Origin of the sequence: Pseudomonas sp. DP-17 (assembly GCF_022380625.1) — a bacterium.
Classification (GTDB): Bacteria; Pseudomonadota; Gammaproteobacteria; order Pseudomonadales; family Pseudomonadaceae; genus Pseudomonas; species Pseudomonas nitroreducens_A.
Map to the genome: position 1 here is coordinate 65,185 of NZ_JAKSXG010000018.1, position 21,496 is coordinate 86,680.

Sequence of the window (21,496 nt, forward strand, 5' to 3'; positions counted from 1 at the left end):
TTCGAAACATTGGCCTAACGGCTGTTCATGCCGGGAGTCGTTCCGGGAGAGGCACTCTTATTTGGTGTGACGATGCTGAGCGGTCGCAACGTCGGGCTTGCTGTTGCCTGACGCGTACCGATTTCCCAGCGGCGAGGTTCGATTTCGGTGTAGATGTAGCCAGGTACGATCAAGTCGCCGTTGTCGTCTTCCCACGGGTCGATCGCGATGCGCATGACTACGGCTTGAGTCCGGATCGGGATAGGGTTGCGAGCACGCATAGGCATCGGCGCGTTATCTGCACTCTCGGCATACAGGACTCGTGTTTCAGGGACGGCGGCGGCCTTCCCGGCACCACGCCCGGCGGCTGCCTCCTGCTCCTGCTTCAACTGAGTCTTATAATTTTCACCCTCAGTGGCGGTGTACACGTCCTTGGCGGACATGCATGTCACACCATTAGGCATACCTTTACAGGCATATTCGCTCTCCCCCACGTTTAGCATATTGGAACAGCCGGTGAGCGCCGAAGATGACAGAAGCATTGCAGCGATGATTTTCTTCATTAGTTACTTCTCCCCTTCGCAGCGCCAGCCGCCGAGTTATCTTTGGTTTTCTTATCCGAATCCAGGCCCACGGACTCGTTGGACTTTAATGTGTCCGAGTTGAACTTGACGGTCATACCCTTATTTACGATGAAGTCGACTTCACGCATTGCGTCAATTTCGATTACGGGGAACAGGTTTTGCGCCATTTCCAAGTAGTAATTCGCAATTCGATCTAATGCAGTGCCCATACCAGTGGCAGCTGCGGCTTGCAGGGCATTGGAATCAAACACCTGTTCATACACCGCACTTTGTTGGTCGCTACTGCCGTTACTGCCACTTCGAGTGATGTTGATCGACGGGACCTGGCGGACGTTGAAGACGGACGAAGCACCTTGCATCAAGCCAGCCATAAGGCTTCGAGCGAGTAGTTGTCCTTGTTTGCTAACCAAGCGGCCGCGAAGACCGTTCTTGCCATCCTCGCCCGAGGCGAAAGCCTCAAGAGGAGCTTCCAGCGTCTTCCCGTCTTGCCGAACACAGGACAACCGCTCGGCGCGCAAGTAGGCACGCTCGGAGCTCATGTCTCCCCATCCACCAGCAATGAGGAAGCACTCGCGAAAGTCGGCACGGAAACGGTTCGGCAGAATTGCCTCGGACTTAATCCGAACGAGCGTTGGGAATGGGTCCCGCTTCGCCTGCTGCCCGGTTGGTGCGTCCATACCGGTGACAAGAACACCCGACAGCATGGAGCCGGCCGGGAGCGACACCGAAATATCCTCCGCCTTCTCCTTCTTCTCTTCGTTCTGATTCCGGATTGTCCGGATCTTCACCGGCTCCTTCTTCACAGAAGAGCGAGCTTTGGGGTCCTCCTTCGGAGCGGCGGGAAGGTTGCTGTAGACATCACCCAATGCAGCAGACGAGCTTGTTGCCTTGGGGACGAAGCGAGCAGGCGCCGAGGGCATAGCGTCTTCGTCGGCGGTGAACTCCTCATCGGAACCACCATCGGCACCGCCTTTCCGTCCCTGCCGCTGCGTTGCCTCCTTCTCGACACGCCCCAACTCCCCCTGAAGCGTCTGCAACTGGGCCTTCAACTCATCCAGCTCCTTGGTGCCCTTTTCGTCCCTGCCACTGCTCTGCTGCTGTTCCAGGAGTCGCAAAATCCGAGCTTGGTCTCCCTGCAGGTTACGCACCTGGGTAGCGAGCGATGCGATGCCCAACTGACGTGGGTCGTTATCGGTCAGAACAGCCTCAACTTGGGGCTTCTTCGGTAAGCGGTCTTTGTGCTTAGGACCAGCCCACTGCAGAACGATCCCAACCAGGGCACCCACGGCGATGACTGTGCCGCCGATCACGAGAAGGCGCTTCGCGTTCGGGTTCAGCCGGTCAAGAACTCCTTGAATTCCGCTCATGGCCGCCCCCTCAATTCAACAGGCTCGGACGGACGGAAGTGTCCGGCACGTCCACGGGTACACGGGTCACCACGTACACCTCACTCTTCTGGCCAGGCTCCAGAACCTCGTTTGGCCAGACGCTCACGGCCGCGCGGTTTGGGTGAGTGCAATCCGCATAATCGAACTCGACCGTGCGGGCGGAGATGTTCTCAACCGTGGCCACAAAAACGCGGAAATCGTGCCCTTCCAAGAGCTGCGCATGGCTGAAATCGAAGTTGAGGTTGGGTTGCGCGCAGGCGGGGACTCGACCGCCATTGGCTGGGGCACCCATCGAATAGCCCCGAGGCAGATTGCCCAGCGCCAGCTGGCGGAGGAGCTCCCGGAGCGTCTCCATGTAGGGCATAGAGCGCTCCCATTTCTTCGCTTGGCCGCTGTAGGAGCGAACCGAAGCTGCAGCGATGCCACCAGCGCCTTGCGGCTGGGCGGCACCGGGCAGTGACTTCGAGAAAATCAGGTTTGCCTGGATCGGCGGGATGTCTTGCGGGAAGAGCGTGAGAGAGATCGCAACCGACTCATCGTCAGCGGGTGTCACGTACATGGTGACCGGGCGCTCAGGCACGGTAGTCGTTACGTAGATGACGTTTCCGCTCGTTTCGATCGTCGCATCCGAAACGGTTTGAACCTTCGGGTCTTCGAAGGGCGTGACGATACGGTTGATCTGTCCGAGGCTAATCGGAATCAGTGTGTTGGTTCCGTTGGTGACGACCACGTCTTGTCGAGTGTCGACCGGAGGCAATGACTTGACCGGCTTGGGCAAGACACTGCTCGGTACCGCAGGGTTATCAGCACTTCCCGGTGTTACTTGGACTAGGCGCGGTTTTGATGCCGCCGGCGCGGGAGCAGGTGCATGACCTTGAACTGCCACGTCCGGTTCAGCCTCTGCAGCATCAGCAACGCGCTGCTGTTCAACACGAAGGGCGGCCTGCCGCTGGGGCTGCTGCGTGCTCGCGGCAACGGGCATGTTCAGCCCTGGGATCTGAATCTGTTCTTCAGCAGCGGCGTACGGGGCAATTGCCAGTGCCAGCGCTAGCGCAGCCGGGCGGAAGAGTGTTGGGTGCCTCAGGGACATCGTCATGACCTCTGTACTTTGATGAGGTCATTGTGGGAAGGCGTCAGGCTTCTATTTCGGCTTTTCCAACCATAAAATGGTCAGAAAAAATCTGCACTGCCGCGGGCGCCAAATCGGGAAACAAGCCCTGGTCAAAACATGCAGGCAAAAAAAACCCCGGACCTAACGAGGGGCCGGGGTAGGAAAAACTGGTAGGTCAGCCGCGTGAGTGTGACTGCCGCTTAGCCTGGCGCTCGGCCGACTCGGCTTCGCGATCTTTCACGTCCTGGGTGCGAGGGTCGCCTCGGTTGGTCGCCATCCAGGTCAGGTTGGGCCTGTAGTCCTTGATCACGAGTTCGAACTCATAGGTCCGGTTCTCACGCTTACGATCGCCGGCAGGGCCTTCAGCAACGGAGTAGCCGGAAACGTAGAATTTGCTGGGATTGAGGTTGTCACGGAGCACCTTCTTGGGCTCAAAGCTGAGGCTGACCCGATCCTGTCGAATCTGCTGGATCTGCTTGTCGAGCACGACCATGACGTCCTGATAGATCGATGGGTCGAGAATGGGACCGATCGCCTCTTTGATGATGTCCGCGTTATCCGGATTGACGTTGCCTAACATCATACCGAGATAGAGCGCCCAAGCGCTGGTGTACTCGCCCGATGCCTGTGTTTTGCTGACCCACGCTTTCTCGGTGAGGGTTGGTGGAATGACGGTCACTTTTTCTTCTCGGCGCAGTGACGCACACGAGGTAACCATCTGAGCAAAGACCAGAAGGATCAGCGCAGTCCGGTAGAACTTCACCTCCCCCTGCAAACCACTGAACGATTTTTTCAGATTGCCGAAGAGCATCAGATGAACTCCCGCTCATAGGAGTTTGGCATGGTGCGTGTCTCCTTCATGCCGATGGACCCCATGTACCAGTAGATGGCGTGGAGCAGATATCCATCCGGCCGGTTATCACAGAAGCGACGGTAGAAACGTGCCGCTACCATGCCCACCGCGGAGCAGATGATCAGTTGGGCCATCAGCACGCCGGCAACAAGCCCAATGCCGATTGGCATTACTTCGTCCAAGCGCCAGAAGAGAACGTGGGGAGGCTCGTCGATGTGCGCGGGGATGACTGTCGGCTCGTTGCTCATGGCGTGTTAGCTCCTTTGGATGGGGATAGTTTGGCAATGGCGCTAAGGATGCCGGCAGGACTCGCGTGCTCGCCCTGCAGGAGGAGGGACTTACCGGTTTGGTTATCCAGCACGAGGGTGGACGGAGTCTGCGTGACGCCAAGCTGGATCACCTGTTCCAAGTCCTTGCTCACTCGTTTCGCCACAGCCCTGGACTCCGAGCAAGCTGCGAAGCGGTCGCCGTCGAGACCCATTTCCTTCGCAATAGTCACCAGGGGCTTGCCAACGCCCTGCCCCTCGCTTCGAGTCAGATCGAACACCTTCTGGGCGAACTTCCATGCAGCGTCGGAACCCCCTTGGTCGCCCGCGCATTCGATTGCGTTGGCCTGATTGCGCGAGGTCTCACCCAGGAAAGGAACCTGCAGCAGCGCCGCGTTGATCTGGCCTGCAGACGATTCCACGAGGGATTTCAACAGGGGGAAATGTTCTTTGCAGAAAGGACACTCGGTGTCGGTCATCTCGACCAGGGTGTAGCGCGCTGAGACGTTTCCGTAGACCCAGTTGTCGGGGTAGTGCTCAGGCGCAGCAGCAGTGGGGGCCGCGGATTGCAACCCCGATACCAACTCGTTGATCTCCTTCGGTGTGAGACCTTTAGCGCTGGTATCGGAAAGCTGATTGCTGACCTCGGCGAGCTGCGACTGCAGCACGCTCACTTCACCGAGCGTTTGCACGTGGAAGTAGCCCAGTACAGCCAGTGCAGAGGACAAGGCCGCGATCGCAATCGTCGGCCCGTAGGATTTCTTAGGAGGCGTTTGGGTGGGAGCACTCATGAAGGCGAACCTGTTCAGAGGAATGCTCCGATTGTTCCCGGCGCGGGCTCATCGAAATCGCTTTTTCCTGCCAGAAAACGGACGAATTAAAATTTCTTCGGCAGGTTGCTAATGAGCAGCGACAGCAGGATCGGAATCGCCAAGATGAGGAACGTACTGACCACAAGCGGCGGCAACGGGAGCGGGAAGATCAAACTCAACGGTAGTAGTACCGTGCTCATCAAAAGCATGTTCGTCGCATGGTTGTTTACAAACGGCGACGTGTAGCTGAACCCTGCCCTTTTCGCATGCCAACGCATCCAGCCGGCGTAGGCCCCGGGTACAACGACAACAGCAAGGAATGGCAGCCAGAAAAGCGCCAGCACCACTCGATACACCACCTGGTAAATGATCTTCTGTAGTGCCTCCCCCCGCTCGCTCAGGTAGTTGAACCACCAGCCTGCTTTTTCCTCCAGAGCATTGACGGTTCCCCTGGAGCTTCGCTCGCCAATGAATACGTCGGCGACCATGGCTTTGACCCCGGAGTCGAGGAGGAGAAACGAGTACCAGTCTCTTGTCTTCGACTCCACCGCAGCCAGATCGCTTTGGCCTAGCAGTGCAAGTCCCCAAGCCCGTTCCTTGACCATGACCTTGTCCACGAGCTTGTTTGGGGCGGCGGTGGCCAGCATCAGTACCAGGATGAACCCGAATGCTATCGACGCAACCAGGCCCTTGGGCCACTTCTCCTCGATATTTTCAGCCATGGATCAGTTGCTCCGTCACGATCGAAGGTACGTTCGACAACGTGCACCATTCCAGAACCTGTTCATTCGGCAGGGCTGCATCGCTTTTGCGCAGATGGTCTAGAACATGGCTGAGGACAGCACGCAGGCGCGAGAAATCATTGCTCCGCTCAATGCACATCCGCTGGTACTGCCCGAGTACCTCCTGCAAGGCATGACCAATCGCCAGCGGCGGATACCCAGCCTCCAGCATGAGCGTGATCAAGCGGGTACCGCAGCGCCACTCCAAATCAAAAGTGCGAAGTAGCTTGGTGGACTCCGCATCCAGCTGGGTACGGCGTTGAATCTCGAGAGGAGTCGATACAGACACAGGGGCCTCCTATCAGGCTGCTTTGTCAAAATTGATGATCGGGATACGGCCCTTGCGAAGATCTCCGCCAGCAAACACTGCAAGGAACTCAAGGTCGGGCAGTTCGCCCAGCAAGCCGGTAGGGAAACGCTCGCCCTCCTCCTGCATCAGCCGCTCACCGACATTGCCACCGACACGAATGCCGCTCTGGTCTGGGCTATTTCCTTGCGTGCGCATGACGTACTTGAAGCGCGTCGGCGTGAGTTTGTCCGCGATGAAGGCTTGCGTATCGGTATCGAGCACGCGCAAAGCCACGACGTGGTTGCAGTTGCCGAGAACCTGCATGGCTTTCGATTCATCCCCCAGCCGCGCCTTGAAGTCTGCGATGGTCTGCGTGGCGATGTAGAGGTTGATGCCGGCGCCGCGCCCCTTGTTGAGCAGCTGGATCAACTGGTCGTTGATCACTTCAGCAGCCTCATCCACGAAGATGTTTACGGGCTTGGGAATGCGGTGGTTGTAGATTTCGCCAGCCGTGGAGGCCAAATCAGCCAGTGCCAGCGAACCGATGGTTGAGCCAACCATCGAGTCCGAGAGCGAGTCGAGGCCCATGTAGAGTACCTGGTCCCCGTTGATCACGGAGTTGAGGTCAACAATGGCACGCTCGTCATCGGGATCCGCCACAGGAGACAGGAGCGGGCCCATGGCGCCAGCAGTCAGCATCACCAGAATCGGCAGTAAGCCCGCGATCATCTTGCTGAAGTGCGAGCGTTCGTGCTCCAGCATGGTGAGAAGGCCTTCAATGTCACCGTTCGCTCTGACGGGCGCGATATCCTGGTAATAGACACGGCGAAGAACCTTGGCCTTCCCTTCGATATCGCCTGGCTTCACCTTTGCGCTGATCAAAACGGCAGAGGCCATGGCATCGAACTGCGCGTCGCCGAATACTTCCGCGCCGTAGGTCATGATGACCTTGATCGTCAGGCCCGGAACGTCCCCTTCCAGCGTTCGCCTGAGCCCAACCAGGGTGGGTTGGATCTTGCAGATCAGCATGGCCTGAATCACGTTGTTCAGGGCCATCATCGAGAATGCCTGGAAGGGGTCACCGGCATCGCTTTTCATCAGAACAGCAACACGTGAGGCAATTTCTGTCGCGCGACCGAAGTTTTTGGTCAGCGACAGGCGTACCGAACGCTCAGGGAAGGCCGGGTGGAAATACTTGTACCGGTGGCTCTTGCCGATTCGTGCCGTTGCCATCTCACAGGTGCGCGCTAGCCCCTTGTCACCCTTTGGATCGATCACGATTACCGGTTCGCCACGGGCGATGCACTGGGTGATGGCCATGTCAAACCAGCGAGATTTTCCGGCGCCGGTGGTGCCCACCACCAGGAAGTGGATGTTTCGCGAATCCGCCGGCCGCATGCAGGGCTCTTCCTCTCCCATACCCAAGCCATGGATCCACTTGGTGCCCTTGACTGTTGCCTTCCGCTTTCCCTTCTTGCCCAAGATGTCTTCAAGGTCCAAAGCAAGCAGCTCGAAGGCGTACTGCCCATGCATGTGGCGCCAGGCAAAGGCCTCTCCGAAATAGATATCGTCTTTGTTGGCCCGGACCATCGCGATCATTTGATCCAACGTGATGGTATGAACGCCGGCGCCATAGAGACATGCCTTCGCGTTGTGTACGCGCAAGGCCTTGGGAAGCGCTGCGAGTGCGAAGCCCGCCTGAACCCCTACCGTGATGAGGTACGGAGTGATAGGCATGCTGGTGAGCAGCTGAACGGCCGTGCTGCCGATTATCGAGGTGCCCCATGCAGCGACCTCGTGGGCTTCAAAGTTTTTCCGCCAGTAGCTGGTGTAGTCCCATTCGCTCATTTGGCAGGGATCTCCTCAGGTAGTGCTCTGATGAAAATTTTGCGTTTAACCGCCACTTTCACTGCATCGCGCAGCGCGAATATCGCCTCCTCCAGAAGGGCCGGGGTGACGCCAAACTGATCTGCGATCTGCGAAACCTGGTGCGGAGTGATGGCGCGCAGGCCGAGGCCGGCGATGACCTCGAATGAAGACTTTGCGATCACCTGCTCGACCGCGTTACGCAGAACAGGAAGCTCGCCTGTTGGAAGGCGACTGAGGTGGGGCACGTTCCAGTCCAAACGTGCCAGCTTGCAGACGATCAAGCTGTAGTCCTGCGTGAGCAGGAACCCTTCCTGGTTCTTGAGCTTTTTCAGGACAGCAGGTCCCTCGGACGCGATGTCCTGCCAAAGCCATCCGGCCTGCACCAAGCCCTCAACATCATCGTGCTGAAACGCCGAACCCAGGCGAACGAACACCTTGTTGAAAGCGCTGCGCAACGTATCTGGCTCTGCTGCTGCAGCTAAAAGCTTTCGCGCCAATTCCGGGTGCATCTGCAGCAGGTACATTTCGTGGTCGGCCAACAACTCTGCATCACCAGGGGATATCTCCAGGGGAGCAATAGGTGCTGCAGATTTCTCTGGTTGGGCTGGTTGGACCGCTAACTGAACTTGCGGAACGGTCGCTGATGAAGCCTGAGGCGGCGACAATGGGCTTGCGCCGCATTGATCGCCGCGTAACTGGCTGAGGCTGATTCGTCCAGGGCGAGCAGCGCGCTCCGGTGCCGCGGCTGCAACCGATTGCTGTTCTGGAGCATCGTCAGCCGCCAGCGCGCCGGACGGCGTTTCGGAAGTCACCGGAGCCCCGTTATTCGCCCCACTCGCGTTGTCCGCGGGCAACTGCGACAAGTCGCCAAGCATTTGCTCGAGGGTGAACGTCTGCTCCGGCTCTTCTTCATGCTCCACCGGCTCTTCTGCGGAGCCTGCAGCTGGTTCGGTCATCTCGAGTGAGGGGGATGCCTCTTCAGCTGTAACAACTGCTCGCACACCCGGCGAAGGCTTACCGATCTCAGCCGTCGCTGGAGCTTTCTTCCGCTTTGGCTTGGTCTGTTTATCGGCCGGCGGTACGACCTCCTCGCCACTGTCATCGGCCTGCCCAGGGGATGCAGTGCTTTCCTCCTGGAACAAATCGCCCTGGTTCTCGTTCGTCTGGCTCGCCTGCGCACCCAGCTTGTCGTTGGGTGCTATGAGATCCCGTGCCTTTCCCTCCTTACCCAAGCTGATTGAAACCGGGGGTGGCAGAGGTGTAAGCGGGAAGAGGATGTCCGGCGAGACGAGTTTTATGCACCGCAGCGCCGGCGCCTGTCCGTTCTTACGCAAAAGGTGCGGTGTGACGTACCAATAGACGTCGCCATTGGAGGCGCGCTCCGCGATACCGTGCGCAGCTAAAATCCCAACCAGGGTATCTGCGGCGCGCGGGATCGCGACAACACCGTCGGCGACAACCATCTGCACGATCTCGTCGGCAGCCATCGTCCAAGCGATGTAGATTCCGTCGGTAGCTATCCAGACTCGTCCACCAGGAACATTCGCCTTCCAGGTACCCTTCTCGATCAGTCGAAGCATGGCATCGGTAACGAGGCGAGCTACCGGAACGCCTGTATCACCACCGGTGGTATTTCGTGGGCCCTTCAGGAGATCCCGTTTCACTGAGGCCTCATCCGCTGCACGCACGAGCGATGTCAGCGGCCCTGCCCCCGCGCCAGAGATGGCGTCGAGCATTGCCTCGTAGATGTCGTGGCCACCGTCCCGAATCCAGGCCCTGGCCTCATCTGGAATGATGCCCCTAACCAGCGAGACTGAAACTTGAACGTGATTAGCGTGCCGATCAGGATTCCAGTGGAGAAAATACCGGTTGATACCGGTTCGACTGGACCACGCATGGAGCGTTTCCCGCTCGTAATTCCACTCTTCCCCACCCTCAAAGCTCGTCGCCCGAATGTCCGACAACGGTTTGCCGGCATCGTGAAGCAACCCGGCAGCAACGCCAGCCACATACCAGCGGCGCAACCGCATGCTTCGCCGCGAAGGCGTTTCGCCAGCGTCGAATGCCGTGGTCAGGCAACCGTCGAGCGTGAACGCTGCCACTTCCATGCTGTGACGGAGCAAACCTCCAGGACCATCATGGTGATGGCTCTGTGAGGCCGGGAGGAGATGGGCCAGCTCAGCGAAGTTATTGAGGATCGGCTCGACATACCGCGCGAACTCTTCATCAGGCAGTCCAAGTGAACCCATGAGCCGGTCGAAGAGATCCTGCTGATATCGGCGCATGAACCAACGGCCGGCAACCAGACCTGGGTAGCCTTCCTGGTAGGGTGGGTACCGGAGGTTCCGCCAATTGTGATTCTCAAGGTATGGACGGAGCTCAGGGGCAATCATCTCCTCGGCAGGGTGCGGGTACGAACGGCCGACGCGATCGACGTTCCGGTTACCCCCAAGCGAGAAAATCCGTCTGATAAGCGAGATAGGCGACATAGGCTTCTCTTTGTGTGGACTGGCGCATGTTGCTTGCGCGCAACCCCGGCAAGAGGCCATTTCCCGCCAAAAAACGGGCGAAAAAAAACCCGGCACATGGCCGGGCGGGGAACTCAGAACCAGAAGGTTCCGTAAGCGACTGAAGGCTCTGTGGCCTCTTTCGATTCAGCTGGCGCCAACCTGCGAACCCTAGGTTTAGGCTCTGGCAGCGCTGTTGCTTCGTCGTAGTTCGGATTTACGGTATGTCGATATGCAACGGAACCACCCGTTCGATGACGATTCAGGACGTCTTCAGGAATTGCGTCATGCAGTTCCTTCGCCACCCCTTCCCAGTCAACAGCACCGGCGATCTCGTAACACGTCACCCGCACACCGAGAGCATCGGCTCGTCGAAACAGCCCCATCAGCGGTCGGAACGCAGCATCCTGTTCCTTAGCTTGATTGGTCAGTGCTTTGAGCTCTGCCTTCAATTGCGCGATTTTTTGCTCCAACTCTCTTCTTGGCCTAGCCAGCTTGCGCCAGGCATCCAAGTCGAGCTGCTCCAACGGCAGAACATCACGCTTTGGATCAGCCGCCGGCGGGCAGCCGGTTTCAACCAACTCCCAGAAGTGGATCTCCGCGGCAATGATCCGCTTGCGAGTAACTTCGTCGAGCGACACCGGTAAGCAACATGGTTCGTGCTTGGGGGACCAAAACCACAGGTACCCTTCACTCGCGCCACTGACGATCAGCTGATGCCACACCTGCCACCGATACAGCAGGTATGCAGGGCTTTCCATCTGAAGGCGGAGTACTTCCAGGTGATTCGCGTCGGCCAGGTTTTTTATCTCCACCGGCGCGCCGTTGGCCAACAGCCCATCGAAAGATGCCCGGATGATCGGGTACTCCAGCGACTCGCCACAGACCGGCATGCCCAACTGGCCATACTTCTCTTCGAACGCCTGCAGAGCCAATGGCTCTCGTTGTACCCCCTGCCGCACCTGCGGTATGACCGATAGGTCCGGCGGGGTAACGATGCCAACCAGCTCCCTCCATAACTCCAGAGGGCTTTTCTCGGGGTTTGCACCCATGATCACTGCACAGCTGGTCGCAGAAACTCCCTCACGGCGCCACTCGTGCCACTCGGGGGATCGCTGCGCGAGATCAATCACTTTCATCTCGTTCTCCTTTTCAAGTAGTGAACCACCTGGTCATGCCGACCCAAGTGGTTCCCACCGGAACGAACGAGCCCCTTGAGGCGTCCGCCCCAGAGGGATTTTTTTCTGGTACTCCAGGCAGCCAGGCATCAAGCAGCCTCTGCAGCAGCAAGGTACCGGGCATAGATTTCTTCTCGCTGTCGCATGGCGTCTTCGAAGCTGAGCAACCCTGCGTTGCAGGACTGGATCAGACCGACTACCTCCATGCCGCGGCGCCATTCGACGGTATCGGCAACACGGTCAAGCGCGCCCGGGTCGGGCGCGCCATAACCGTCGTCGACCAAATCACCGAGACACTCCTCCATCGAATCGAAGGTGACGTGCCCGGTAAAACCATCGCTCTGGAACGCCTGCCACCGAAAGCGGCCAGGCTGCGAGGCGTCAGGAAGGATGATCCCCCAGGCGTCTCGCCGGCAGTGCTTCAAGGTCAAACCAACCTCGAGCTGGCCAACGAGAAACTCCAGGAGGAATAACTTCGCCTGAGTCTTCTCGATCACCTCTTCAGCACAGACCGCAAACGGGCCGCCATCGTGAAGTACCTGCTGCCACTCGCGTAGCGATTTCTGCAGGCTTTCAACGGTTGACGGCCGCATTGCTCTGCTCCTTGGCCAGGGATGGTTTCAGGAGCAGGAACAGGTCTGGATGGTTCTTCTCAGCGATTTCGATTGACTGCTCAAACGACTCCGCCTCGCAGCGGAATTGCTTCGTTTCATTGGTCAACAGGTTCACGAGGGTATGAATGTAGGTGCGCATGGGATTTCCTTTTCAGAAGTTCAACACCTGAAAAGGCAGCGCTCCCGAAGGGGGCGAATGCCCCCTCAGGGTGGGTTTTTCCTGGCGCCTTACGGCAGCAGCAGGGTCAGGATCAGCTTGATGATGTCGAGCATGATGCTTCCTCAGTTTTGCCAGAGTCGCCCGCTAGGGAGCTTCCCTGACGGGTTGGTTGACTCGGCGTGCCCGGAGGCGGTCGAGGATGAGTTATTCGCCCTTGGAGGCGATGGCATAGGCTTCAGCTCGCGCTGCGTTGATTTGCGTCTCCGCGTAATTGCGAGCATCTACCGGCCAGGTCGACACATACTCCAACGCTGCATTCCAGGCCCCTGAAAGGCCCGCGCGGCGGACCAGTTCAGCAACTTTCTTGAGCGTTCTTTCCGGGAAGTTAGGTGCGGGCACAGCTTCGCTATCAGCCGCTAGCAACTCCCCCTCAACCAACACAGCTTCCGGTGCCGGCTGAAGCTCAGCTGCAGGTACGGCGGCCGGCTCGGTGTCCACCCGGCCAGGCTGCAGACCTTCCTCTTTCGAGGTAGGTAGCGGCTCAATCGGATCGACAACCTGCGCATTCCCCATGAAGCGCTCGATCGCCGACACAGACACGCCGGTGGTAGCGAATCCCTCGCCACCATCGGTGTTGAGGTAATCAATTACCTTGTCCAGCTTCCCACCAGCGAACGGCCAATACTTGCGGGCAATCTTGATCGCTGATTTCTTCTGCATCGAGCTTTCATAGTGCACCCATGGACCTTTCTTTTTTCTCCGCCACAGGTCTGAGGCCTCTCTTGCAGCGTGGATCTCCTTGAGGGTCACAACCTCGACGTGGAACCGACCATCAGGGAGTTCCGCTTCGACATAGCAACCCAAGAGTTCTCCTCGCTCCTCCAGGGGGGCAAATGGTTTGCACTTAAATATCGGCTGTTTGCGCTTACCGAGGTATTCGAACACATCGTTCGAATACACCAGCTCGACATTAGCATCTTTAATTGCGCCATCATTCACGGCGACCTTGATCATGCCTCGCCAGGAAACATCGAGGACGACTTGCCCATCGCGAGGAACCAGATAGGCCAGTTGCCGTGAAGGATCCAGTGTCAATCCCGACGCAGCAACTTGCGCAAACGCGTTACGAAGTGACAGCTTGTTCTGGATTGCAGCATTGCAGAGATAATCGTTATTCATCATTGCTTGAGCTGCATAAAGCAGCTCATTCTGAAATACGACATCCGAATTGCTCAGCCTGGCAATCGACTTAAACTTATCTTCCTGCTTTGCAATTACAGCCAAAGCGTTTTGAAGTTGCTCGCTCATGAGATTTCCTTTTATAAAAATAACGCACCCGAAGGTGCGTCTTTCTTGAACAGTTCCGACTTCAGCTAATCAACAGCAAGCAGCGGCTGATGGGCGCGAACGGAATGTCGTCATCGAACGAGTCGTAATCCGGAGCTGGCTGCGGTGCCGGCTGCGGTGCCGATTGTTGCGGTCGCTGTGGCGGGCGCTGCGTGGCGTGGCTCGCTGGTCGTTGCTGACTCTGAGCTTGTTGCTGCCCATCGTCTTGACGATTTCGGTTACCACCAAGCAATTGCATTTCGCCGTTGATGTCCACAACCACTTCCGTGGTGTAGCGATCCTGGCCGTCTTGCGCTTGCCACTTACGAGTTCTCATCGACCCTTCAACGTAGATCTGAGAGCCTTTTTTTACGTATTCCGCTACGACTTCAGCAAGTCGACCGAAAAACACCACTCGGTGCCATTCGGTGCGCTCCTGCTGTTGCCCAGTTTGCTTGTCCTTCCAGCTTTCACTGGTGGCGAGCGTTACATTGGCAACTGCATTGCCATTGGGCATGTAGCGTATTTCTGGATCGGCGCCAATGTTGCCAACCAGGATTACCTTATTTACTCCGCGAGCCATAGTTTTCTCCATATCAAGAGAACTAAGGGCGGCATGATCCCGTAAGGGGCATGTCGCCCCTAGGGGGTTTTTGAGAGGTTTTTGGTTGTATTTGTAAATCGGCCAACAAGCCGACCATGTGCAAAGAGCACATGACTAAACCTAAACGCTCAAGCGATTAGATTTAATTAGAGAATTCTGCTGGTCATGCGGCGAGCACTTGGTGTGCCGCAGAGAGTGGCCAGGAAGGCCGAAGATGCTTTTAACGCCATGCAGGCGTGCCGCAAGTCTGCAACAGCCGGTATCGATCTGCAAGATAGCGGGGTCGGCATCTTTTTTTCCGGCCAATTTGTTGCGTGAAAAAGCGAATCCTCACCGTCAGCGGCTCGGACAATTTCAACAAATTGATCCCGAGGATCCACCATGCCCTACTGGAAGTTCACCGGCCGATTTGGCCTCTACGCGGGACTGCTCCTTTCCGCGTCCTGTACGCACCAGCCACCGGCTGACAAAGCCGAGCAATTGCCGCTCGGCGTTCCGTATGTAGTCGAAAGCTACGGCCCTGACTTTCGCGATCACTACACCAGCTGGGGTCATGCGGGCCGCGGTGGCGCCGCGCTTCGAGAACCTACCTACCAGCCAGTCCTGGGAAGCAAGGACGTGCTCGACACCCGGAACGGCAAACTCTATCCGGAGCTTCAGCCGCAGCCGAAAGCATCCCACCAGCCGATGGTGGCCGTGCCCCCCGACCTGGTGGCAGCCAACTGCGCCGAGAACAACGGTGTCGCCCAGACCTTTGCTCTAGGCACACCAGCAGGTGGGAAGTTCATCACCGCGCTGGCCAACGGAAAAGGCACCGTCAACGAGTACGTGCAGGTCCGCAACAAGCTCTGCCGCGGCACCGAACGGCTCACCTATGACGAATGGCTGATCCTGGTGAACGGCACACCCAAAGACTTGCCGGTGCGCCTGCAGGCTCCCTCCCGCCCATCTACCCCTCAATGGAAGTGAAACGATGTCCAATTCGAACCTGACCGGCCATATCGCGATCACTGTGCTTGGTGTGGCAGTAGCGGTCGGCGTGTCCTTCATGCTGAACGCGCGTTACACAGACGCCTATGTCGCCACTCAACTGGTAGAGAAGCTTCCAGGCCAAGTCGATAAAACCTTGGAGTTACGGGAGTCGAAGGTCATGGCGGCGCAGCGCGATCGAATCCTTGCGGGCTGGACCGCCGCCAAGAATGCCGACATGAAGGATGGCCGCCACGTTTACGGCAACCCCCAGGCCGAGTTCACGCTGGTCGAATTCAGCGATCTGGAGTGCCCTTTCTGTCAGCGTTTCCATGACACCCCCAAACGCATCGCCGACGGCTCCAACGGCCAGATCAACTGGGAGTGGCAGCACTACCCTCTGCAGTTCCACGATCCGGCAGCTAATGCAGCCGCCGTAGCAGCCGAGTGCATAGGCGAGCAGGTCGGAAACCAGGCTTTCTGGGCATTCACCGGCGAGTACTTCAGCCATACCCAGCTGAATGGCCAAGGCCCCGAAGACCTCGATAAGATTGCGCTGTCGGTCGGCGCTCAGCCGGACCCGCTGCGTAGCTGCATGAGCAGCGGCAAGTACGACGAGAAGATCCAGAAGCAAATCAGCCGCGGTACTTCACTGGGTGTCACTGGCACGCCGGCGACGGTGGTGGTGGACAACACCACTGGCAAGCACCTGATCGTGAAGGGGGCGCAGCCGGCGCAGTCGTTCCGCGCCGCGATCGCGCAGCTGGTCGCTATGCGCAACGAAGCTCCCGACCAGGAAGGTCTGCCGCCACCGGAACAATCCCCCGCAACCATGCCAGCCCCGATCAAGCCCTTGGACCTCGGAGGTGCGCATGAGCAGTAGCCACGCTCCTCTCGAAGATGCCTCGATTCGCCGCCTGGCAGACCTTTTGGAGCAGGGCACTGAGCGTGAGCGAGTGTTTGCCCGCCTGCGGGCGGCGAAAAGCTGGTGGGCCGTAGGGGAAATCCTCCAGCAATACGGTCTCAGCGTGATCGGGAACGATGGCGAACTGTTCGCGGTGAACTTTGAGCGACGTGAGTTCTTCGCTCTGGCTGACTGCGGGCACAACATGCAAGTCTTCGAGGAAAGGCTGGGCCCTTACTCCAACTAAAATAATCTTGACGCTAGAAAAACGCCGCATATGCGGCGTTTTTCATTCTAATCGCTCTTATATATTTCAAGCAAAATAGCAAAATCTGATAACCATCATCTGCTTCCCAGCTTTAATTACTCCGGCAAGGGCAATTACAACAGCACGGAGAAACTCATGGACATCCAGACAAAGCTAGCAAGCCTTTCAGCCTTTGGTGTAGATTTTGATGAGGAAAAGATAAAACCATTTATGTCTGTAGCACTCACAGAGGTTGGGGAAAGAATTGAAGGGAAGATATACAAACTCGAAAATGCAATTAAAACACTTTTGAGTCGAGAAGGTAAGTATGGAGCATTTGAGAACTTCTACGGCGCCACTTCACAACTACCAAGTATCGCTGATCTAACCGACTTGGACAATCCAATAGAATGGATAAGAAAAAATCGTGAAGAGCGCTATCAAAGGTGCTTCGATGTAGCTCACTTCTATGCAAATGGTGGAGCATGGAATTACATTATTGGAGATATCGTCAGGCCACTAGACGAAGACCTACCATTAGTTATCGAGTTGGTTCCACGAATAATCGACCTCCACCCTAGCCAAATACAAGCTGCAGATTTTCCGGCCGGCTCACTGCCAACATTAATAAAGATAACAGACGCATTAAGAATTGCGATCTTCAAGCTCTCCGCACAACTACCGAACGATGTCACTCCAGATGGTGTTGGAGATGAACCGGGAGATATCTCAGACTGGGCAAACGCCGCTAAAGAAAAGCTGAGCGCCAACTTAAAAGTACTTCTAGAGAAGCCAACAACAGATGAGAGACTCGTAGCCGGGAGGACAACCGAGGTAGCCATACTTGTAATCGTAGGCGCCTACCGACTATATGCAATGATAAAGCCAGTTATAGAAACTATTGTGTATTTCATGGAGAGAGAGGCTGAAGAGCAGAGGAAACAAGTAGAAGCTCGCAAAAGGGAATACGAAAGAGAATTCGGTCCTATGCCAAGCGAAATACCTCACGCCTCTGACCACGTGGACTCTTACGAGCACAACAAAGATATTTTATCTCGGACAGTATAGAAGATTTACCTTGCTACTTGGGATGTTGAAGAGAAGTCGCGAAGCTACACAGCGACTCACATCACCGGTATTCTGCCGGTCTCCATGGAGTCCAAGATCAAGGAGTATTCTCAATGGCTCAGCGTCTAATCATCGCCGGCATCCTTGCAGCCTTAGCGGGCTGCGCGTCAGCGCCTAGTCAACCACCTCTGCCAGATCCCCAGACGGTCCCACGGCAGCAATGGTCTGATGCTCTCACCATATTCGATGGCATGGGGCTCAGGGGCCAACGAGACATTCCTAAAGTGATGGTGGACCAAGCCCAAGGACAAAGCCAAGCAGTGAACATCAGCGCCGGCGCAGGTGATCTGGCTGTGGGCCCATCGGCCGGCCTTGGGCTCGGGCTATTCCTCCTGGGTGGCGGCGGCTCGCCCGCAGAAGGCCTTCCCCAGATCGCTGCCTGGGTCCCTGCAGAGCTTGCGTCGACACCAGAAGCAGCAACAGCACTTGTGGCCAAAGAGTGGGAGCAGGCTCGCCAGCGCGTCTTTAAAACTGACCTGGCCTCGATCCCGACCACTACGGCGAAATATCCCTATGGCTGGAGCGCCAAGATCGCTTATGCAAGCATGAAGGAATACTACCTGGGACAGCCTCTGCAGCTTGATAAGGGCCCGGTTCCAGGCCCAGCATTCATGAAAAGCCGGCAGGTCTACGGTCCGGTGTTCGTTTTCCCGACGCAGCTTCCTGTGGATGAAAGCCGGCACAATCTTACGGCGCCCCAGGCTATGGCTGAGCTTGCAAAGAATCTCCCGGACTGGTTCTACCTTTACTACCCCGGCTCCAAGTATTCGAAAGAAGTACTTCCAGCTGGCGTATTCAACGGAGCACAAACATTCCGGTTCGTGAGCAAATAATTAAAAGCCCCGCTGTGCGGGGCTTTTTTTCACTTAACCGGCTGCATTTGTTGAGCGGCATTCTTCTTCACAGAATCAACATCTACATCTTTTAGCCGCTCTACGTTGCGCTCAACTGTATCAGCGCGGCCCGTGCCGTCATTGAATATGTCATTCAACTCACTTCCATTACCCGTCAAGTTCGTGAGGGTCACCGAGTTTACTGTGGGAAGGTTCCCAGTGATGCTCAGCATTCCGATCCATTCAGAGAGGTCTATTTTAGACCAATCGAGTTGCTGAAGCTGCGCAGGAGTTAGGCCTTCGCAACTTGGACTTTCAGCCTCGCCAAAATTCAAACCTAGCTGCTTGCGCCCTTGCTCTTGGATAATTCGTCCTACTACCGATCCAAAGCAGCAATATGCATCACGCTTTTCGATGCAGCCCCCAATCGACTTGCTTGCACAATAGCTTCCTACAAATGTGCATTGTCTAGTCTCATTCTTAGCGCCAAGTTCGAATTCTTTCGGCTCGCACTCCCAAATAATATGAATCAACATGTCCGTAATCACATATACGGTGTAAATCCAACCGATGATATTTACGACCATTGCTGCTTGGCTGGTCAGCCCAGACACCGCTCCGTCCGAACCTGTTTGGAAAACCGCGCTCGCTGCGTTGGCGGCGCCCATCTGTACCATGCCATCGTAGGCCCATTGCATCAGCTGCTGCTGCAGGACACCAATCGTCGCGTTGCCGGCCATCTCGCTACTGAATGCACCGGTCGCTGAGTCAACGATGCTCCCCCACTGGCCCTTGATCAGCGCACCAGCTCCAGCCTCAAGAGCAGCTCCACCAGCCTGCCAGTAACCAGGCGCAAACAGGCTTCCAGTGCGGTTCAAGGCCTCCACAGATGAAGCCATTTTCAGCGATGCCATGGTGAGGTTCACATAGTCCATGAGGCTCACGCCGCTGGGGGCTTCACAGCAGTCCACGTAGCCGCCCAAGGCTTTCTTGCACTCCATGGCTTCGCCACCAAAGATTTTGCAATCAAGGCTATCGGGGGAAGCACAAGTCATGTCCTGCTCCGCGAACTGGGTGACTTGCAGCATTGCAACTGCGTAGGCGAAATCACCACTCTTGGTATTCGACGTATCGAAGCATTCGCTTCCCATGCAACGTGCTCCCCCCGGGCACTCGATCTTCTGGCCGGTGTTCACCACAGTCGGTACCGAAACGTCGTAGCCGCAGTCCCAGGTTTCGTTGTAGACGTAACATGTCCCTTTCGAACCACTGGCGCCTTGAACACACGATTGGCTAACAAAGCCACAGGAACTGTTCTGCTCGAAGCTGGTGCAACTATCCAAACTCGATCCATCGTTGTACGGGCACTGGGTCTTACCCTGAGCGTCCACATAGCAGTCCATTTGGCCTACGTTGTAATCACACTGCAGGGCAGATACGTGGACCTTAGTTGCCAGACGATCAACATTCGGAATGGGAGGCGGCTGCAGCTTCTGGTAAATCGGATCGCCAGGGCAAACGTCGAATCCGGATAGGTTCACACAGCTACTCGAATCGCCGCTGCTGCCGGCGGTAGTGCTATAGGACCCCGTGCAGAACTCCTCAAGCGTTGCAGTAGCCGCAGCGAGGCAATCTTGTGGTGTCCAATAGTCTTCGACAACAACCAGGAACTGGGCCATTTTGTAGAGTCCTGTTGCTGAGAAGCTATTGGCGATCCAGGTGCCGAGTGCTTTCACACTTCCATTGTCGTGAAAAACATACGACGTAACCCCTAACGACGCCATTTTTTGAATGAGCTCGGCGCCCCCACTACCGGCGCCATCTTTGTTGCCGATAAATACTATTACTTTCTGAACATCACTTCGCCAGGTGAAAGTGTCCAAGACATAGTTTGCAGCGGCTACGTTGTAGGTGTCACCGGAGGAGGTTCCCACCCCATTTATCCATGACTGGAAGGAGCTTGTATCGTCGGTCAAATCGATATGCCGTGAAACATAGTCAGTACCCCTAGTAAGTGCCCCACCAATTCTAAGATCACCTGAATTAGTTGATCCGAGCAACATTGCCAGGTTGCTGATTGAGCTGCGAAGCTCTGAGATGACCCCACCCATTGACCCAGAGTTATCGACAAGGAACACCAAGTCAACTGGACCGGCTTTAACTTTAACCTCATGGCTGATATCGCAGTTTCCTTGGGGCTTTACCAAACGCTCGCAAGTCTTATAGCTTGCAATGTGAGACTTAATCGTTGCATCAGCAAACTGATCGGTCTTTTTGCAATCGGCAAAGTTCTGTTGGAATGCCTGCATGTAATCGCTCGATCGGACAGAGTCAGCATTCGAGTACATGGGGTCTTTCGAAAGGTCGGGTTGAACCCTACGTGACGAGTCCTGAAGCAGGCGATAGGCATCCCCCGTGGTGCCGGAGTCGCTGGCGAGCTGAGTATTCGCCTTCTGGCCGAGATCGATCGTGTGCGCATCACTCCCATAAACGCCTTCCAGGGACTGAGTGTTCCCATCCTGGTAGCCGGAAAAGATATCCTTCAGTGTTGCCGATCCGGTGGATCCGCTGAAGACACTGATGCCCTGCTTTCCAACATCCTGGCCAGCACTGGACCCTGCTGAAACAGCGTCGGCCCAGGCGCTGAAGGCAGTCATGTTGAGGTACAGCCCCACCACAACCGTACTGACCGCACGGATCAGCGATTGGCGGGCGCGGAATGGGTTTGGCATGGGCGAGTGCTCGAGGTTGAAGTGCCTCGATGCTATGGAAGCTGGATAGAGCCGGAAGGCCTTTTCCAGTGAAGAATGTGCAGAAAAACGAAACCCCGGTCAGCATGTGCTGACCGGGGTCCGTAGGGGTTACGTCGGAACGTGGACGATCACCTCGTCGTCAGAGGAGATGAGCTTGTGAATCACTGCCCAGCGCTTGACGTAGCGGGGGTCTGGATTCCTGTCCTTGACGGTATCGGCGATCTTCGGTGGCACCAGAAAGCGCCGACCGGAGTCGACCATCAACTCACCCAGTTCTCGACAGTAAATTGCGTTGGCTGCGGTCACGATTCGTACTCCTGGTAGGTGATCCCCGCAGCCC

General features: G+C 56.7%; 22 protein-coding genes. 5 read left to right on the forward strand and 17 right to left on the reverse strand.

Annotated features, from left to right (window positions below):
• Positions 1–14 precede the first annotated feature (14 nt).
• From traV to ssb, 15 genes are all read right to left on the reverse strand, one after another.
• Positions 15–542 (reverse strand): type IV conjugative transfer system lipoprotein TraV, encoded by a 528-nt coding sequence (gene traV / locus MJ122_RS27370; protein ID WP_239746868.1) that lies wholly within the window; start codon positions 540–542, stop codon positions 15–17.
• Positions 542–1,930 (reverse strand): TrbI/VirB10 family protein, encoded by a 1,389-nt coding sequence (locus MJ122_RS27375; protein WP_239746869.1) that lies wholly within the window; start codon positions 1,928–1,930, stop codon positions 542–544. Before MJ122_RS27375 ends, traV begins: the two co-directional genes overlap by 1 nt.
• Positions 1,931–1,940: 10 nt before the next feature.
• On the reverse strand, positions 1,941–3,047 hold the full coding sequence (locus tag MJ122_RS27380; RefSeq protein WP_239746870.1) for a type-F conjugative transfer system secretin TraK: 1,107 nt from the start codon (positions 3,045–3,047) through the stop codon (positions 1,941–1,943).
• Positions 3,048–3,237: 190 nt separating this feature from the next.
• Entirely contained in the window at positions 3,238–3,873 is a 636-nt protein-coding gene (locus MJ122_RS27385) for a TraE/TraK family type IV conjugative transfer system protein (RefSeq protein WP_138526927.1), read from the reverse strand.
• Positions 3,873–4,163, reverse strand: coding sequence for a type IV conjugative transfer system protein TraL (gene traL / locus MJ122_RS27390; RefSeq protein WP_138526928.1), 291 nt, complete (start codon positions 4,161–4,163; stop codon positions 3,873–3,875). The genes MJ122_RS27385 and traL overlap by 1 nt, the downstream gene beginning before the upstream one ends.
• The gene (locus MJ122_RS27395) at positions 4,160–4,972 is read right to left on the reverse strand and encodes a thioredoxin domain-containing protein (RefSeq protein WP_239746871.1); all 813 of its coding nucleotides are present in this window, start codon (positions 4,970–4,972) and stop codon (positions 4,160–4,162) included. The genes traL and MJ122_RS27395 overlap by 4 nt, the downstream gene beginning before the upstream one ends.
• A gap of 86 nt (positions 4,973–5,058) precedes the next feature.
• Positions 5,059–5,715 (reverse strand): DUF4400 domain-containing protein, encoded by a 657-nt coding sequence (locus MJ122_RS27400; protein ID WP_192225788.1) that lies wholly within the window; start codon positions 5,713–5,715, stop codon positions 5,059–5,061.
• Positions 5,708–6,064 carry a hypothetical protein gene (locus MJ122_RS27405; protein ID WP_138526904.1) on the reverse strand — a complete coding sequence of 119 codons (357 nt, stop codon included), beginning with the start codon at positions 6,062–6,064 and terminating at the stop codon, positions 5,708–5,710. Before MJ122_RS27405 ends, MJ122_RS27400 begins: the two co-directional genes overlap by 8 nt.
• A 12-nt stretch (positions 6,065–6,076) precedes the next feature.
• Positions 6,077–7,912 carry a conjugative transfer system coupling protein TraD gene (gene traD / locus MJ122_RS27410; RefSeq protein WP_239746872.1) on the reverse strand — a complete coding sequence of 612 codons (1,836 nt, stop codon included), beginning with the start codon at positions 7,910–7,912 and terminating at the stop codon, positions 6,077–6,079.
• Entirely contained in the window at positions 7,909–10,422 is a 2,514-nt protein-coding gene (gene mobH / locus MJ122_RS27415; RefSeq protein WP_239746873.1) for a MobH family relaxase, read from the reverse strand. The genes traD and mobH overlap by 4 nt, the downstream gene beginning before the upstream one ends.
• Before the next feature lie 113 nt (positions 10,423–10,535).
• Positions 10,536–11,579, reverse strand: coding sequence for a lambda-exonuclease family protein (locus MJ122_RS27420; RefSeq protein ID WP_239746874.1), 1,044 nt, complete (start codon positions 11,577–11,579; stop codon positions 10,536–10,538).
• Positions 11,580–11,707: 128 nt separating this feature from the next.
• The gene (locus tag MJ122_RS27425) at positions 11,708–12,211 is read right to left on the reverse strand and encodes a hypothetical protein (RefSeq protein WP_239746875.1); all 504 of its coding nucleotides are present in this window, start codon (positions 12,209–12,211) and stop codon (positions 11,708–11,710) included.
• On the reverse strand, positions 12,192–12,371 hold the full coding sequence (locus tag MJ122_RS27430) for a hypothetical protein (protein ID WP_239746876.1): 180 nt from the start codon (positions 12,369–12,371) through the stop codon (positions 12,192–12,194). The genes MJ122_RS27425 and MJ122_RS27430 overlap by 20 nt, the downstream gene beginning before the upstream one ends.
• 225 nt (positions 12,372–12,596) lie before the next feature.
• Positions 12,597–13,700: a RecT family recombinase gene (locus MJ122_RS27435; RefSeq protein ID WP_239746877.1), complete on the reverse strand. Its 1,104-nt coding sequence runs from the start codon at positions 13,698–13,700 to the stop codon at positions 12,597–12,599.
• Between the two features lie 61 nt (positions 13,701–13,761).
• Complete coding sequence (gene ssb / locus MJ122_RS27440) at positions 13,762–14,301, reverse strand: single-stranded DNA-binding protein (protein ID WP_239746878.1); 540 nt, start codon at positions 14,299–14,301, stop codon at positions 13,762–13,764.
• 402 nt (positions 14,302–14,703) lie between these two features.
• On the opposite strand from ssb, the gene MJ122_RS27445 reads away from it, so the two are divergent.
• From MJ122_RS27445 to MJ122_RS27465, 5 genes are all read left to right on the forward strand, one after another.
• Complete coding sequence (locus MJ122_RS27445) at positions 14,704–15,291, forward strand: hypothetical protein (protein ID WP_239746879.1); 588 nt, start codon at positions 14,704–14,706, stop codon at positions 15,289–15,291.
• A gap of 4 nt (positions 15,292–15,295) precedes the next feature.
• Positions 15,296–16,174, forward strand: coding sequence for a thioredoxin domain-containing protein (locus tag MJ122_RS27450; protein WP_239746880.1), 879 nt, complete (start codon positions 15,296–15,298; stop codon positions 16,172–16,174).
• Entirely contained in the window at positions 16,164–16,442 is a 279-nt protein-coding gene (locus tag MJ122_RS27455; RefSeq protein ID WP_239746881.1) for a hypothetical protein, read from the forward strand. Before MJ122_RS27450 ends, MJ122_RS27455 begins: the two co-directional genes overlap by 11 nt.
• 156 nt (positions 16,443–16,598) lie before the next feature.
• Positions 16,599–17,510, forward strand: a complete 912-nt coding sequence (locus MJ122_RS27460; RefSeq protein ID WP_239746882.1) for a hypothetical protein — start codon at positions 16,599–16,601, stop codon at positions 17,508–17,510.
• Positions 17,511–17,623: 113 nt separating this feature from the next.
• Positions 17,624–18,403: a hypothetical protein gene (locus MJ122_RS27465; protein WP_239746883.1), complete on the forward strand. Its 780-nt coding sequence runs from the start codon at positions 17,624–17,626 to the stop codon at positions 18,401–18,403.
• Positions 18,404–18,432: 29 nt separating this feature from the next.
• Here MJ122_RS27465 and traN read toward each other — a convergent pair whose 3' ends face one another.
• Both traN and MJ122_RS27475 read right to left on the reverse strand, forming a co-directional pair.
• The gene (gene traN / locus MJ122_RS27470) at positions 18,433–21,135 is read right to left on the reverse strand and encodes a conjugal transfer mating pair stabilization protein TraN (RefSeq protein ID WP_239746884.1); all 2,703 of its coding nucleotides are present in this window, start codon (positions 21,133–21,135) and stop codon (positions 18,433–18,435) included.
• 129 nt (positions 21,136–21,264) lie between these two features.
• Entirely contained in the window at positions 21,265–21,462 is a 198-nt protein-coding gene (locus MJ122_RS27475; protein WP_024766031.1) for a hypothetical protein, read from the reverse strand.
• Between the last annotated feature and the right edge of the window lie 34 nt (positions 21,463–21,496).

Bases quoted from the DNA above. Each gene is read 5' to 3' on its own strand.
- MJ122_RS27420 (WP_239746874.1), bottom strand. From the start codon at position 11,579: ATGAAAGTGATTGATCTCGCGCAGCGATCCCCCGAGTGGCACGAGTGG.
- MJ122_RS27430 (WP_239746876.1), bottom strand. From the start codon at position 12,371: ATGCGCACCTACATTCATACCCTCGTGAACCTGTTGACCAATGAAACG.
- ssb (WP_239746878.1), bottom strand. From the start codon at position 14,301: ATGGCTCGCGGAGTAAATAAGGTAATCCTGGTTGGCAACATTGGCGCC.
- MJ122_RS27465 (WP_239746883.1), top strand. From the start codon at position 17,624: ATGGCTCAGCGTCTAATCATCGCCGGCATCCTTGCAGCCTTAGCGGGC.
- MJ122_RS27435 (WP_239746877.1), bottom strand. From the start codon at position 13,700: ATGAGCGAGCAACTTCAAAACGCTTTGGCTGTAATTGCAAAGCAGGAA.
- MJ122_RS27375 (WP_239746869.1), bottom strand. From the start codon at position 1,930: ATGAGCGGAATTCAAGGAGTTCTTGACCGGCTGAACCCGAACGCGAAG.
- mobH (WP_239746873.1), bottom strand. From the start codon at position 10,422: ATGTCGCCTATCTCGCTTATCAGACGGATTTTCTCGCTTGGGGGTAAC.
- MJ122_RS27455 (WP_239746881.1), top strand. From the start codon at position 16,164: ATGAGCAGTAGCCACGCTCCTCTCGAAGATGCCTCGATTCGCCGCCTG.
- MJ122_RS27450 (WP_239746880.1), top strand. From the start codon at position 15,296: ATGTCCAATTCGAACCTGACCGGCCATATCGCGATCACTGTGCTTGGT.
- MJ122_RS27385 (WP_138526927.1), bottom strand. From the start codon at position 3,873: ATGCTCTTCGGCAATCTGAAAAAATCGTTCAGTGGTTTGCAGGGGGAG.
- MJ122_RS27445 (WP_239746879.1), top strand. From the start codon at position 14,704: ATGCCCTACTGGAAGTTCACCGGCCGATTTGGCCTCTACGCGGGACTG.
- MJ122_RS27380 (WP_239746870.1), bottom strand. From the start codon at position 3,047: ATGACGATGTCCCTGAGGCACCCAACACTCTTCCGCCCGGCTGCGCTA.
- traL (WP_138526928.1), bottom strand. From the start codon at position 4,163: ATGAGCAACGAGCCGACAGTCATCCCCGCGCACATCGACGAGCCTCCC.
- MJ122_RS27395 (WP_239746871.1), bottom strand. From the start codon at position 4,972: ATGAGTGCTCCCACCCAAACGCCTCCTAAGAAATCCTACGGGCCGACG.
- MJ122_RS27400 (WP_192225788.1), bottom strand. From the start codon at position 5,715: ATGGCTGAAAATATCGAGGAGAAGTGGCCCAAGGGCCTGGTTGCGTCG.
- traN (WP_239746884.1), bottom strand. From the start codon at position 21,135: ATGCCAAACCCATTCCGCGCCCGCCAATCGCTGATCCGTGCGGTCAGT.
- traV (WP_239746868.1), bottom strand. From the start codon at position 542: ATGAAGAAAATCATCGCTGCAATGCTTCTGTCATCTTCGGCGCTCACC.
- MJ122_RS27425 (WP_239746875.1), bottom strand. From the start codon at position 12,211: ATGCGGCCGTCAACCGTTGAAAGCCTGCAGAAATCGCTACGCGAGTGG.
- traD (WP_239746872.1), bottom strand. From the start codon at position 7,912: ATGAGCGAATGGGACTACACCAGCTACTGGCGGAAAAACTTTGAAGCC.
- MJ122_RS27460 (WP_239746882.1), top strand. From the start codon at position 16,599: ATGGACATCCAGACAAAGCTAGCAAGCCTTTCAGCCTTTGGTGTAGAT.